This is a genomic window from Bacillus sp. S10(2024), assembly GCF_050473865.1.
Taxonomy (GTDB): Bacteria; Bacillota; Bacilli; order Bacillales; family Bacillaceae_G; genus Bacillus_A.
The window spans coordinates 2,111,834-2,124,677 of the sequence record NZ_JBFLUR010000002.1; the positions used below are offsets into that span (position 1 = coordinate 2,111,834).

The 12,844-nt window shown below is 38.6% G+C and carries 13 protein-coding genes and 1 other annotated feature; of the genes, 3 read left to right on the top strand and 10 right to left on the bottom strand.

The genetic code is table 11. The features are described from left to right. From AB1280_RS10860 to ilvE, 6 genes are all read right to left on the bottom strand, one after another. Positions 1-1,524 (bottom strand): 2-isopropylmalate synthase, encoded by a 1,524-nt coding sequence (locus AB1280_RS10860; RefSeq protein WP_429755817.1) that lies wholly within the window; start codon positions 1,522-1,524, stop codon positions 1-3. Between the two features lies 1 nt (position 1,525). After that, a complete protein-coding gene (gene ilvC, locus AB1280_RS10865) occupies positions 1,526-2,536 on the bottom strand; it encodes a ketol-acid reductoisomerase (RefSeq protein ID WP_272189652.1) in 1,011 nt (336 codons plus the stop codon). A gap of 27 nt (positions 2,537-2,563) precedes the next feature. Continuing rightward, on the bottom strand, positions 2,564-3,079 hold the full coding sequence (gene ilvN / locus AB1280_RS10870; RefSeq protein ID WP_272189653.1) for an acetolactate synthase small subunit: 516 nt from the start codon (positions 3,077-3,079) through the stop codon (positions 2,564-2,566). After that, positions 3,079-4,773 carry an acetolactate synthase large subunit gene (ilvB, locus tag AB1280_RS10875; RefSeq protein WP_272189654.1) on the bottom strand — a complete coding sequence of 565 codons (1,695 nt, stop codon included), beginning with the start codon at positions 4,771-4,773 and terminating at the stop codon, positions 3,079-3,081. Before ilvB ends, ilvN begins: the two co-directional genes overlap by 1 nt. Before the next feature lie 73 nt (positions 4,774-4,846). Continuing rightward, positions 4,847-5,074 (bottom strand) — a binding site (T-box leader). Between the two features lie 23 nt (positions 5,075-5,097). Further along, positions 5,098-6,765: a dihydroxy-acid dehydratase gene (gene ilvD, locus AB1280_RS10880; RefSeq protein WP_429755818.1), complete on the bottom strand. Its 1,668-nt coding sequence runs from the start codon at positions 6,763-6,765 to the stop codon at positions 5,098-5,100. A 14-nt stretch (positions 6,766-6,779) separates the two neighbouring features. Next, complete coding sequence (gene ilvE, locus AB1280_RS10885) at positions 6,780-7,676, bottom strand: branched-chain-amino-acid transaminase (protein WP_272189656.1); 897 nt, start codon at positions 7,674-7,676, stop codon at positions 6,780-6,782. A gap of 405 nt (positions 7,677-8,081) precedes the next feature. On the opposite strand from ilvE, the gene AB1280_RS10890 reads away from it, so the two are divergent. Together AB1280_RS10890 and AB1280_RS10895 are read left to right on the top strand one after the other, a co-directional pair. Beyond that, on the top strand, positions 8,082-8,336 hold the full coding sequence (locus tag AB1280_RS10890; protein WP_272189657.1) for a DUF3911 family protein: 255 nt from the start codon (positions 8,082-8,084) through the stop codon (positions 8,334-8,336). A gap of 98 nt (positions 8,337-8,434) precedes the next feature. Continuing rightward, a complete protein-coding gene (locus AB1280_RS10895; protein ID WP_139207656.1) occupies positions 8,435-8,677 on the top strand; it encodes a YkuS family protein in 243 nt (80 codons plus the stop codon). 446 nt (positions 8,678-9,123) lie between these two features. On the opposite strand, the gene AB1280_RS10900 is transcribed toward AB1280_RS10895, so the two are convergent. Then, positions 9,124-9,213 (bottom strand): phosphoribosyl-ATP pyrophosphatase, encoded by a 90-nt coding sequence (locus AB1280_RS10900; protein ID WP_272189658.1) that lies wholly within the window; start codon positions 9,211-9,213, stop codon positions 9,124-9,126. 127 nt (positions 9,214-9,340) lie between these two features. Beyond that, complete coding sequence (ytfJ, locus tag AB1280_RS10905) at positions 9,341-9,715, bottom strand: GerW family sporulation protein (protein ID WP_272189659.1); 375 nt, start codon at positions 9,713-9,715, stop codon at positions 9,341-9,343. 478 nt (positions 9,716-10,193) lie between these two features. On the opposite strand from ytfJ, the gene AB1280_RS10910 reads away from it, so the two are divergent. Then, positions 10,194-10,556, top strand: a complete 363-nt coding sequence (locus tag AB1280_RS10910) for an imidazole glycerol phosphate synthase (protein ID WP_272189660.1) — start codon at positions 10,194-10,196, stop codon at positions 10,554-10,556. A 179-nt stretch (positions 10,557-10,735) separates the two neighbouring features. Here AB1280_RS10910 and AB1280_RS10915 read toward each other — a convergent pair whose 3' ends face one another. After that, positions 10,736-12,079, bottom strand: a complete 1,344-nt coding sequence (locus AB1280_RS10915) for a TrkH family potassium uptake protein (RefSeq protein WP_272189661.1) — start codon at positions 12,077-12,079, stop codon at positions 10,736-10,738. 540 nt (positions 12,080-12,619) lie between these two features. Beyond that, a complete protein-coding gene (locus tag AB1280_RS10920; protein WP_242217100.1) occupies positions 12,620-12,775 on the bottom strand; it encodes an imidazoleglycerol-phosphate dehydratase in 156 nt (51 codons plus the stop codon). Positions 12,776-12,844 lie beyond the last annotated feature (69 nt).

Below are 12,844 nucleotides of genomic sequence, written 5' to 3' on the forward strand. Positions count from 1 at the left end.
TTACGATTTTGTAAGTGATCGTAATGCTTTTAATTTCCCAGCTGCATACACGTAAGCACGAGCCGAAGCTTCTAGTACATCTTGAGCTACGCCAAAACCAGAAACTTGATGTCCATCTTCTTTCAATTCAACATGAACATGAGCTAACGCGTCCTGTCCTTGCGTAATCGACTGAATACGATAGTCAGCGAGCTCACATTGTAAATGAAGAATTCTTTGAATTGCATTATAGATGGCTTCAATACTACCAGCTCCAGTCGCAGCATCCTCCAGCTCATTCCCCTCAGTATCTTCTAAGCAGACGGTTGCACTTTGAATGCTGTTTGATACAAAATGAACTTGCAACTGTTTAATATCGTATTGTTGCTTAGCAAATGCAGTTTCCCCTAATACAAGCGCCCTTAAATCTTCTTCTGTAATTTCTTTTTTTCGATCCGCTAACCGTTTAAATGCACGAAATGCTAAATCCCTCTCTTCTTCTGTAAAATCATACCCTAATTCTTTCATCTTCTCTGTAAAAGCATGTCGTCCGGAGTGTTTCCCAAGTACAAATTGATTTCGTTCTTCTCCTACAAGAGAAGGTGAAATAATCTCATAAGTAGATGCTTCTTTTAAAACTCCATCTTGATGAATACCAGATTCATGTGCAAACGCATTGGCCCCAACAATTGCTTTGTTTTTTGGAACAACCATTCCCGTTAATCGACTTACAAGTGTACTCGCCCTTTTAATTTCTTTTAATTGTATGGAAGATGATGCCCCGTAATAATCATTTCGAATATGGAGTGCAACTGCAACTTCTTCGAGAGCAGCATTGCCAGCACGTTCTCCTATGCCATTAATCGTTCCTTCTACTTGAAGTGCACCGCCTTCAATTGCCGCTAATGAGTTAGCTACTGCCATACCAAGATCATCATGGCAATGGCAAGAGAAAATAGCTTTCTCATAAGATAGAACATGTTCTTGCAAATATCGGAAAAGAGAATAATATTCTTCTGGATTTGTATATCCTACTGTATCAGGAATATTAATGACATCCGCCCCGGCGCGAATCGCAACTTCTACAGCTTCCGCTAAAAAAGAAGAGGTTGTTCGCGTTGCATCTTCTGCAGAAAATTGCACCGCTGGAAACAATGATTTCCCAAGTTTTACTGAGTGGTAAATTGTATCTAACACTTCATCTTTTGACATACAGAGCTTATATTTCATATGAATGTCGCTCGTTGCGAGAAATACATGCAACCGGGGAGAGACGCCTCCTTTTAACGCTTCATATGCAGTACGAATATCACTTTCCTTTGCACGAGCCAGACTCATAACAGAAGCATTTTGAATCGTTTCGGCAATACGTTTCACCGACCAAAAATCACCTTCAGAAGCGGACGCAAAGCCCGCCTCCATTACATGAATTCCAAGTCTCTCTAACTGCCGTGCAATTTGTAATTTTTCTTGTTCATTTAAATTTACTCCAGGTGATTGCTCCCCATCACGAAGCGTCGTATCCATGAACAAAATTTGCTTCATTTTACTTAACCTCCATCTTCACTCTCGGCTTCACAAACGGCATCATCTCACGTAACTTACGGCCTACTACTTCAATTTGATGCGCATTCTCCTCTGCATTAATTGCATGGAAGTTTTGTCTTCCTGCTTTATGTTCTTCAATCCATCCTCTCGCAAACGTCCCATCTTGAATATCTTTTAATACTTCTTGCATCGCTTGTTTCGTCTGCTCTGTTACAACGCGCGGCCCCGATACGAAATCCCCCCACTGCGCTGTGTCCGAAACTGAATAGCGCATATTTTCTAATCCGCCTTCATACATAAGATCGACAATAAGCTTCAGCTCATGTAAACACTCAAAATAGGCAAGTTCAGGTTGATAACCAGCTTCTACTAATGTTTCAAAACCTGCCTTCACAAGAGCAGTTGCTCCTCCGCAAAGTACTGCTTGCTCTCCAAATAGATCTGTTTCGGTTTCTTCTTTAAAGGTCGTTTGAAGTACGCCAGCGCGAGTCGCCCCGATTCCATCGGCATACGATAATGCTTTTTCATAAGCTGTTCCTGTTGCATCTTGATAGACCGCAAATAGTGCTGGTACGGCTGCACCTTCTACAAATGTTCGGCGTACAAGATGCCCCGGTCCTTTTGGTGCTACAAGGAATACATCTACATCTTCAGGTGGTGTAATTTGATTAAAATGAACGTTAAACCCATGAGCAAACACAAGTGCATTTCCTTCTTGCAAATTCGGTGCAATTTCTGTTTCATATACTTCCGGCTGTTGTTCATCTGGAAGCAAAACCATTACAACTTCTGCTAGTTTTGTAGCTTCAGTAACCTTATATACAGAGAACCCATCTTCTTTTGCCTTTTCCCAAGACTTTCCTTGCCGAAGACCTACAACAACATCAAAACCGTTATCGCGTAAATTTTGTGCATGAGCATGACCTTGAGATCCATAGCCAACAATTGCTACTTTCTTTCCTTTTAATACATTTACAGTTACATCCTTTTCATAATAAACTTTTGCCATTTTCTTTCTCCTCCTATATTTTAAAAATTAGTTAATTAACATTACTTGTTGTTTATCTTGCTTTTTCATACTTCTTGTAAAAGCTGTTACTCCTGTTCTTGCAATTTCTTTTAAACCGTATGGACGCAACAATTCAATAAGCGCTTCTACTTTTTCTTGCGTTCCTGTTACTTGAACGACGATGGAATCCTTCCCAACATCGATAACAGCAGCGCGAAATGGCTCAATTAAGCTATACAATTCGGGTCTAGAAGCAATTGATGTAGACACTTTAATAAGTGCAAGCTCTCTTGCAAGCATTGCTTCTTCTGTAATATCAGATACTTTTAATACATCAATTTGTTTATGAAGCTGTTTAATAAGCTGTTCGACTTGCTGGACATTTTCAACATGAACAACAAATGTCATTCTTGAAATATGGGATGATTCTGTATGGCCTACTGAAATACTTTCAATATTAAATTGCCTTCTCGCCATCACGCCTGTAATTCGATTTAAAACTCCACTTTGATTTCGAACTGTCGCTGTCACAATCCGTTTCACTATTTCACCCCCTCCATTTGATGAACACCTTTTCCTGGAGCAACCATAGGCATAACTTTTTCAGATTGTAAAACTCGGCAATCAATTAGCACTGGTTCTTGTAAATTTATCGCCTCTTTTAATTGTTCTTTTGCTGTTAACGGCTGTTCAATACGGATCCCTTTTATTCCATAGGCATGAGCTAACATGACGAAGTCTGGTTGACAAGAAATTACCGAATACGAATAACGCTGATTATAAAACTCATCTTGCCATTGCCGTACCATCCCAAGTGCTTCATTGTTTAAAATAAGCACTTTCACAGGGAGGCTATGTTCCTTTAAAACACTTAATTCTTGTAATGTCATTTGAAAGCCGGCATCACCTACAATTGCTACAACGAGTTCATTTGGTTCGGCAATTTGTGCCCCAATCGCAGCTGGCAAACCAAATCCCATTGTTCCAAGCCCTCCTGACGTGATCCACTTATCAGGTTGTTGTAATTTATAATATTGTGCAGCCCACATTTGATGCTGTCCGACATCCGTTGTTATAATTGCATTTCCATTTGTAACTTCATACAGCATTTGGATTGCAGCTTGCGGTTTTAACTTTTGTGAATCGTCTTCATAACAAAACGGATAGCGATTCTTTCTTTTTTGCAGAAGCTGTAGCCATTCTTTATGATTTTGTTTCTCCCCTTTACACGCTAGTAACGCTTCTAAAGCATGCTTAGCACTTGCGACAATTGGAATTTCTGTCACAACGTTCTTTCCAATTTCTGCAGGATCAATATCAATATGCGCTACCGTTGCTTCCTTTGCAAAGTGTGTTAAATTTCCAGTCAGACGATCATCAAAACGGGCCCCTATATTTATTAACAAGTCACATTCATACAACGCCATATTCGCTGCGTATGAACCGTGCATACCACCCATTCCTAAAAATAATGTATCCTCCGCTGGAAATCCTCCAAGACCAAGCAATGTATGAACGACCGGAAGTTGATACATACGAGCAAATGCGGTTAATTCATTTGCCGCTTTGGCATGGAGTACACCTGCACCTGCTAAAATAAGTGGTTTCTTTGCCGTTTCAATTGCTTGTAACAGCTTTGTTATCTGCAATTGATTTGGGTGATAGTTTGGTTGGTATCCAGGTAAATCCATCAAGGCATCACTACATCGCTCTCCCGTTTCTACAACCATATTTTTTGGAAGATCAATGACGACCGGACCCGGTCTACCCGTTGCTGCAATATGAAATGCTTCTTTTATAATTCTTGGTAAATCCGAAACATTTCGCACTTGATAATTATGCTTTGTGACTGGCATCGTAAGTCCGATAACATCCGCTTCTTGAAAGGCGTCACTTCCTATAAGCATTGTTGCAACTTGACCTGTAAATACGACAAGTGGTAAAGAATCCATCATCGCATCCGCTAAGCCAGTAATGACATTTGTCGCTCCCGGTCCGCTTGTAGCAATTACAACACCAGGCTTTCCAGTAATTCTTGCATACCCTTCAGCTGCATGGATCGCCCCTTGCTCATGCCGCGTCAAAATATGAGGAATTTCACAATCGTAAAGCGCATCATATAGTGGTAAAACAGCTCCTCCTGGATAACCAAAAATGACTTCTACCTTTTCCTTTCTGAGCGCATGTAGCAATAGCTGTGCACCAGTTGCCATCTTCTCTTCCGTTTTTGAAGACATCGTTTCTACAAACCTCCTTTATGAAATACCTATATAAATAAAAAAGTCTTTCGCCCACACTTCAGCTATGTGCTGAAGGGACGAAAGACTTCGTGGTACCACCCTTCTTTGCAAGAAAAACTCTTGCCTCAGTGACTCTAATCGAATCAAGCTAATAACGGAGCTACCGTCCAAACCTAGACAAGTGCTTCAGTTTGGCACTCAAGGGCGATGTTCATCAACGTGAACCATCGGTTTCCACCAACCACCGACTCTCTGTGAGGCTTCACAATCAACTACTCCTCCCTCTCAACGCTTTATCCATCCGCGAACGGAAGTTTCACTTTATACTTTCATAACTCCTCCAGTGTTTGCCGAAGTCACAAGCTTTGCATATCGTGCTAAATAACCCGTTTTTACTTTCGGCTCTGGAGAAATAAATTGTTTTTTTCGCTCTTCTAATACATCGTTAGAAATTTCCCAATGAATACTTCCATCTTTTACATTAATAATGATTGAGTCACCATCTCTCACATATGCAATCGGCCCTCCTTCAGCTGCTTCTGGCGATACATGCCCAATTGCAATCCCTCTTGTTGCCCCTGAGAAGCGCCCATCGGTAACTAATGCAACCTTTGTTCCTAGTCCTCTTCCAACGATTGCTGATGTTGGAGCTAACATTTCCGGCATACCAGGTCCTCCTTTTGGACCTTCATGGCGGATGACTACAACATGCCCTTCTTTCACAATACCACTATGAATTGCAGCAACTGCTTCATCATGAGAATCAAAGCAAATTGCTTCCCCAACAAATGAAGTAACCGATTCATTAATCGCTCCAACTTTTAGGACCGAACCATCAGGTGCTAAATTACCAAAGAGAATAGATAGTCCACCTGTTTTACGATAAGGCCGCTCTTTCGGACGAATTACTTTTTCATCTAAAATTTTCCCATCTTCTACTGTTTCATAGATAGTTTTCCCTGAAATTGTAATGCGCTCAGGATGAATTGCCCCTGGAATCTGTGAAAGCTCCTTAATAATAGCTGCCACCCCGCCCGCTTCATGTACATCATGCATAGAATAATGAGATGCTGGGCTAATTTTCGCTAAGTATGGAACACACTTTGCAATATCATTAATACGCTGCAAGTCATAATCAATACCAGCCTCATTCGCTATAGCTAACATATGTAAAACGGTATTTGTCGATCCACCCATCGCCATATCTAATGCAAAGGCATCGTCAATTGCTTCTTTCGTAATAATGTCACGCGGCTTTATATCACGCTTAATTAAATCCATTAAATGAATCGCAGCTTGACGAATTAAGTTATGACGTGCTTCGCTTGTTGCAACGATTGTTCCATTTCCCGGAAGTGCAACGCCGAGCATTTCCATAATGGTATTCATAGAATTGGCTGTAAACATCCCTGAACAAGAACCACACGTTGGACATGCTGATTTTTCCATATCAATCAGCTGCTCTAAACTTAACTTCCCTGATTTATGAGCGCCAACCCCCTCAAATACAGATGCTAAAGAAAGAGGTGTACCATCTTTTGCTTTTCCAGCTTCCATCGGTCCCCCTGAGACAAAAACAGAAGGAACATTCGTCCGAACGGATGCCATTAACATTCCTGGTGTAATTTTGTCACAATTTGGCATAAACATAACTCCGTCAAACCAATGAGCTTGAATAACAGTTTCTGCTGCATCTGCAATGATCTCTCGACTTGGAAGTGAATAGCGCATTCCAATATGTCCCATTGCAATTCCATCATCAACGCCGATTGTATTAAATTCAAAAGGAACACCTCCTGCCGCACGTATGGCAGCTTTCGCTACATCAGCAAGTTCCCTTAAATGAATATGTCCTGGAACAATATCTATATATGAATTACAAATTGCAATAAATGGTTTATGAAAATCTTCTTCTTTAACGCCTGCCGCATGAAGCAAACTTCGATGCGGCGCCCGGTCAATACCTTGTTTAATCATATTGCTTCGCATCGGTTACTCTCCTATCAACTTACTTTATTTTCTTCATAAATTTTTTCACCATCTTCTACTACTAGCTTACGGAATTCTTCCAATAAACGATTTGTATGTGTTCCTGGTTTCCCAGCACCGATTTCTCTTCCGTCAACCTTTGTTACCGCAATAACTTCAGCTGCTGTACCTGTTAAAAATACTTCATCCGCTACATACACATCATGACGAGTAAATAATTCTTCCCTTACTTCATAGCCAAGCTTCTCACCAATTTCCATAATCGCATTCCGCGTAATTCCTTCCAGTGCTCCCGCAGAACTTGGCGGTGTAATTAATTTATTTCCTTTTACAATAAATACATTGTCACCTGAACCTTCTGCAACATACCCTTGCTCATTTAACATCAGCGCTTCCTGTACACCAGCAAGTTTAGCTTCAATTCTAACTAAAATATTATTGAGGTAATTCAATGATTTCACTTGTGGCGTTAATACATCTGGGCGATTCCGCCTTGTTGCAACTGTCACAACCGGGATACCCTTTTCATAATATTCAGCCGGAAACAATGCTAGTTGTTCCGCAATCACAACAACATTTGGCTTTAAACACGAATCAGGATCTAAACCAAGATTTCCAGCCCCGCGTGATACAACTAAACGAATATATCCATTGGATAACTGATTACGTCTTATCGTTTCCACAACAATATTGGTCACTTCTTCCAACGTATATGGAATTTCTAATAAAATGGATTTTGCTGATTCATACAAACGAATGAGGTGCTCTTTTAATCGAAAAACATTCCCACTATATACACGAATGCCTTCAAATACCCCATCACCATATAAATATCCATGATCATAAACAGATACTTTTGCTTCATCTTTTGGAACAAATTCTCCATTTAAGAAAATCCATTGCTCGTTCACTTGAAAGCGCCCCCTATATCCTTGAATTTTTTATTGTTTCCTAGTTTACGCCCCCTTTTCAAATAAATCAAAGAAATTTTTGAAAATTTTAAATTTTTAAAAATAAGAACAACCCATTTTATATTGTTATATCAACATTGTTACCGTTTACAAAATGTCAAAAAATATTTTTCTACATTTTGCAACAAAAAATTTTTCCGTCTAAGAGAAGGATTTATGTCTAAAGATGCGAATGTATTGTATTCAATAAACGGACGTCCTATCTGTTTTTAGGAAAAAGAGGATAAATAAAGCGAGGTGGAAAAATAAAAAATAAAATTTGAGGATAACACTCATATTTTTTCCTCGTTACTCATAATCCTATTTTCAAAAATCATTTTGACAAATTTAAGGGGGCTAAATCATATGGCATGTTTACAAATTAAAGGAACAAGACAAGAAGTAATGGAAATGCTTCAGTTATTTGACTTAATGAATACAAAAGGCCTGTGTAAATTAGAGGATTATGTAGAATTACTCCCATATACAGAGCAAAATAAAACGACACAACATCCGATGTATATTGCTTCTGTTGATGTACAATCAAATGATTATACGATGCAAGATGTACAAAATGATCGTTTTGTATGTGACATGTTAACTGGAGTTTATAACGACTAGTTTACTTCTTCTTCTGCCACATGTGTGAACTCTTCTGCTAATTAGTGAATATTCTTCCGAAAAAGGAACATATTACTAGATGGCAGGAGGTGAATAACATGGCGAAAATTGGAGTAGAAAATACTTTAACAAACGTACAACAAGCTCTGCAGCAAAAAGGACATGACGTAGTCTCATTACAATCGGAAAGTGATGTACAAGGATGTGACTGCTGCGTTATAAGCGGTCAAGATTCTAATGTAGCGGGGATTAGTAATGCTGTGATAAAGGGATCTGTTATTGACGCAAGAGGATTAACAACCGATGAAATTTGTCAACAAGTCGAAAGTAGAATTCAATAAAGTGAAACTTTAATGAATAAGGAATCCTATAGGAAGCTTCACTTTGCGATCCCATCACACTCTCGAAGATGGGGACTTCTTTCGGAAATACATTAAAAGAAGGCTACCATTTATAAAAAAGTAGCCTTCTTTTCTATATTTAACTAACGGGAAAGTAACATATACTGGATGAAAGCCCTACCTCTCTCTCATCATTACGGCTCCAACGACCGCTCCTGATACACTAGTATGTGTATACAGTTTACAAATACAATCTCTCCTATACGTGCTCACTAAAGTTGTTGGCATTATCGCCCGATCTTTAGCAAGTCAGTGATTTATATAAGTAAAGAATAACCAATATATACTAGCTGTAACCGAGACACGAAAATACATCATACCTCTTCCATACAACAATGTCAACATTTTTTCAAAAATAAAAACAGGCCAACAAATGAGCCTGTTTGCTAAAACTGCGCTTTTTCCTTTAGTACGTACACAATGAATCCGCTCACTAACATACATAAACCGACAACAAAATTCTTGATGTTAATCATTTATACCTCTCCCTTGTTCTTTCATAAATCATCATTCTCTATATGTTTTCATTTACCTTATATTCGTATCGTTTTTAAGCACACTTCATCTACTATATCATAATTTCCTTAAAATACAAGTATCCTATTAAGGCTTATTTACCAATCTTTGCACTGCATTAGGCACTGTTTCCAATGCTTTTTCTACAAGGTGTGTACCACTATGTAAGTGCAATACTTGAATCCCTTTTGCCCCAACTACTAAAAATGCAACAGGATTAATGGAAACCCCAGCACCACTTCCACCTCCAAATGGATGTAGGCTCTGTGCCTCTGTTTTTTGTCTATTTACATTAAAATCACTGCCACCTGCGCCAAAACCAAAGGCAACTTTTGAAACGGTTAAAATAATACTGCCATCTGCTGTTGATACTGGCTTTCCGACAATCGTATTAACATCCACCATTTCTTTTAAATTTGTCATTGCTGTTTTCATTAAGTTTTCAATTGGATGTTGCGTCATAGAAACCACCTCTTTTTCCTATCAATTCCTTTTTATCGTTTCCAAAAACGATAAAGACATACCATTTTTTACAACTTAATAATTTTGAAAGTAGATCTTCCTTGTAGAACATTCTTCCCTAAAAGTTACTTGAACTAAAAGCATAGCTTACTATTTGCGAACAATAGGATAAAATGAAACTTTAATCAGCCCTCACCAATCGGGCGCATGCCAGCAGTTTATCTCCCACCGAACATTCTAGCCACTGGAACTGGACAACAAATAAAAGAAATGTGGAAGTGGCTCGCACAGAATGTGAGGGGGATGGAGTTTCTGACGTAGAGGTGCTTTTTACCTCGTACGAAGAAGCGAAGCCACCGAACATTCTAGCCACTGGAACTGGACAATGCTTTCGCCGAACTTTGAGGCGGGAGTATTACCGTCCGCAAATAGCGGGATAAAAAAATAGAAGTAGCTCATACTAGACATGAAGCTCTTTATGAAAGGAGATATCACATTGACTGATAAACATGAAGAACATTATAGAGAAAACGAAGATCATTTCGAAGAAGAATATGCAGCTGAAATTGCACCGAACGGTGTGCCTTACAAAAACAGGGAAGAAGTAACGACAAAAGCCGGAGGAGCAACATCTGGATTTATCGCACTCGCTCTTGCCGTCTTATCTTTATTCACTTTCCCAACGCTCTTTGGACTTCTTGCTGTCCTACTAGGTATCTATGCTTATAACCGCGGAGCTACTGTTACAGGTGGAATTGCTGCAGTCGTTGGCGGCTTAGCAGCAATTGTCGCATTAATATTTCGGGCGGCTCTTATCGGTTTATTCTTTTCTCTTTTTTAAACACGATAAAGTGAAACATTAATCAGCCTTCACCACTCGGGCGCATGTCAGCAGTTTATCTCCCACCGAACACTCTACTAAATTTTAAGGTGGGAGTATTACTGCCCGCAAATAGCGAGATAACGCAAAGCTTCCATCATGTAGCATAATAAAAGATATCTTGCTTCTTGCAAGATATCTTATCCTGTAAATACATCCTCAGATGGATAGCGAATTTTTTGTTTTGCTGGCCGAGCAAGTGAAAATACAAGTGTTAGCGGTCCAATTAATCCGCAAAACATAACAAACATAATCACGCATTTTCCAAAAGCTGATAATTTAGCTGTAATCCCCATTGTTAATCCAACTGTTCCAAATGCTGAAATCGTTTCAAATAAGACTTCCATAAAACTAAAATTTTCAGTAAGCATTAGTATAAATACTGCCACAAAAATTAAAAATTGACTGGCAATTACAATCGCCAATGCTCTCGTCACTGTTGACATTTTTATCGTGCGACGAAATAAAACCAAGTCTTCTCTTTTCTTAAAAAATGAAAGCACAGATGTAATTAAAATAACAAAAGTGGTGAGCTTAATACCGCCTCCAGTCGAAACACTTCCCGCTCCAATAAACATAAGTACCATCGTAAAGAACAGTGTTGACTCTCCCATACTTCCGTAATCAATTGTATTAAATCCAGCTGTACGCGGTGTAATTGCTTGGAAGAACGATGCCCACAACTTCTCACTTAATGATAAAGAACCTAATGTTTTTGCGTTATTATATTCTAATAAAAATATAATAAGCATTGCAGCCACAATTAACACAACCGTACCAATAATCATGATTTTTGAATGCAATACTAGTTTTCGAAAACTGCGGCTATACCATATATCAATGAGCACGGTAAAACCTAAACCACCTGTTACAATTAACGTACAAATACCAATATTTACAATAGGATCGCCAACATATCTCGTTAAATTATCTGGCCATAATGCAAAGCCGGCATTATTATAAGCAGCCACGACATGGAACAAGCTGTAATATAGTCCTTTTCCGAGTCCAAATTCAGGAACAAAGCGAATAGATAAAAATACAACACCCACTAATTCAATACAAATAGAGAAGAAAAATACCCGTTTTACTAATTTTACAAGCCCGCCAATGTTTGTTTGGTTTAACGCTTCTCCAATAAGAAGACGATGGCGCAGCCCTATCTTTTTCCCTAACACCCAAACTATTAAAATAGCTATTGTCATTAAACCTAAACCACCAGTTTGTATTAGAAACATAATGATAACTTGTCCAAATATTGTAAATGTACTATTCACATCCACTACACCTAAGCCAGTTACAGTCGCAGCTGACGTCGCTGTAAAAAAAGCATCTACCCAGCTAATAGACGTTTTTGTTGAAATTGGTAATTTCAACAATATCCCTCCAACGATAATCAAAGCAAAAAAGCCAATTGCTAAAATTTGCGGTGGACTTAATCGTATAAAACGATCGTTTAAGTCTCGTTTTTCTATTATTTTCATAGCACTAACTCCCTTAATCCATCATCCAAAATATGTAACATAGTTGAGCATAATCTTTTTTCATATGAATTTCAACTTTTATTCCCCTATAAAAAATAGAAAATAGAAAATTCCTAATTCCTTCACTCCAAGTTCACATTGAATTCACATCAGTCTTTTATAGTATAACTATCGAAGCTGTTCCTCCCTAATAATGAGACATCCCCAATGTCTCAAACAGCTTTCTGTCCCTAACTTAAAATGACATAAATTGTCCCCCTTCCTAGGCCATCTTGCAATGCAAAGATGGCTTTTTTTATTTCACTACTTTTATTCCCTCCTGATATATAAATCGATTTTAAATTTCAATATATAAGTCGCTGCTATGACAACATAACCTCTACTTTCTTTCTCCTTTTGTTTTAAACCTTGCATGTGGTAGAAAAAGGCCCTGACCGTTTCTATGCACGGCCAGACGCTCTTTTCCTCCCCAACAAGAAAAGAGTTTTTATGTCGATTTTAAAATTTGAATTTATATAGAAAAGAAGAAGTGAATACACTTCACTCCTTCCTTGATTTGCTTCCTTTTTTCGAACGATATTCTTTTCCTTTGTTATCATCACCAGCAATAAACTCTGTACCAAATTCCTGTTGGTATTGACCTGCTTTAGGTGCTCCTTGATTCCCGCTCCCTTTACTACCATTACGATTCGTCATACAGCTTCCTTCCCTTCTTTATCATATATTGTTAGTATGCTTCGTTCCATTCAAAATACACATAAAAAA

Bases quoted from the DNA above. Each gene is read 5' to 3' on its own strand.
- AB1280_RS10860 (WP_429755817.1), bottom strand. From the start codon at position 1,524: ATGAAGCAAATTTTGTTCATGGATACGACGCTTCGTGATGGGGAGCAA.
- ilvC (WP_272189652.1), bottom strand. From the start codon at position 2,536: ATGGCAAAAGTTTATTATGAAAAGGATGTAACTGTAAATGTATTAAAA.
- ilvB (WP_272189654.1), bottom strand. From the start codon at position 4,773: ATGTCTTCAAAAACGGAAGAGAAGATGGCAACTGGTGCACAGCTATTG.
- ilvD (WP_429755818.1), bottom strand. From the start codon at position 6,765: ATGCGAAGCAATATGATTAAACAAGGTATTGACCGGGCGCCGCATCGA.
- AB1280_RS10890 (WP_272189657.1), top strand. From the start codon at position 8,082: ATGGCATGTTTACAAATTAAAGGAACAAGACAAGAAGTAATGGAAATG.
- AB1280_RS10895 (WP_139207656.1), top strand. From the start codon at position 8,435: ATGGCGAAAATTGGAGTAGAAAATACTTTAACAAACGTACAACAAGCT.
- AB1280_RS10900 (WP_272189658.1), bottom strand. From the start codon at position 9,213: ATGATTAACATCAAGAATTTTGTTGTCGGTTTATGTATGTTAGTGAGC.
- ytfJ (WP_272189659.1), bottom strand. From the start codon at position 9,715: ATGACGCAACATCCAATTGAAAACTTAATGAAAACAGCAATGACAAAT.
- AB1280_RS10910 (WP_272189660.1), top strand. From the start codon at position 10,194: ATGAAAGGAGATATCACATTGACTGATAAACATGAAGAACATTATAGA.
- AB1280_RS10915 (WP_272189661.1), bottom strand. From the start codon at position 12,079: ATGAAAATAATAGAAAAACGAGACTTAAACGATCGTTTTATACGATTA.
- AB1280_RS10920 (WP_242217100.1), bottom strand. From the start codon at position 12,775: ATGACGAATCGTAATGGTAGTAAAGGGAGCGGGAATCAAGGAGCACCT.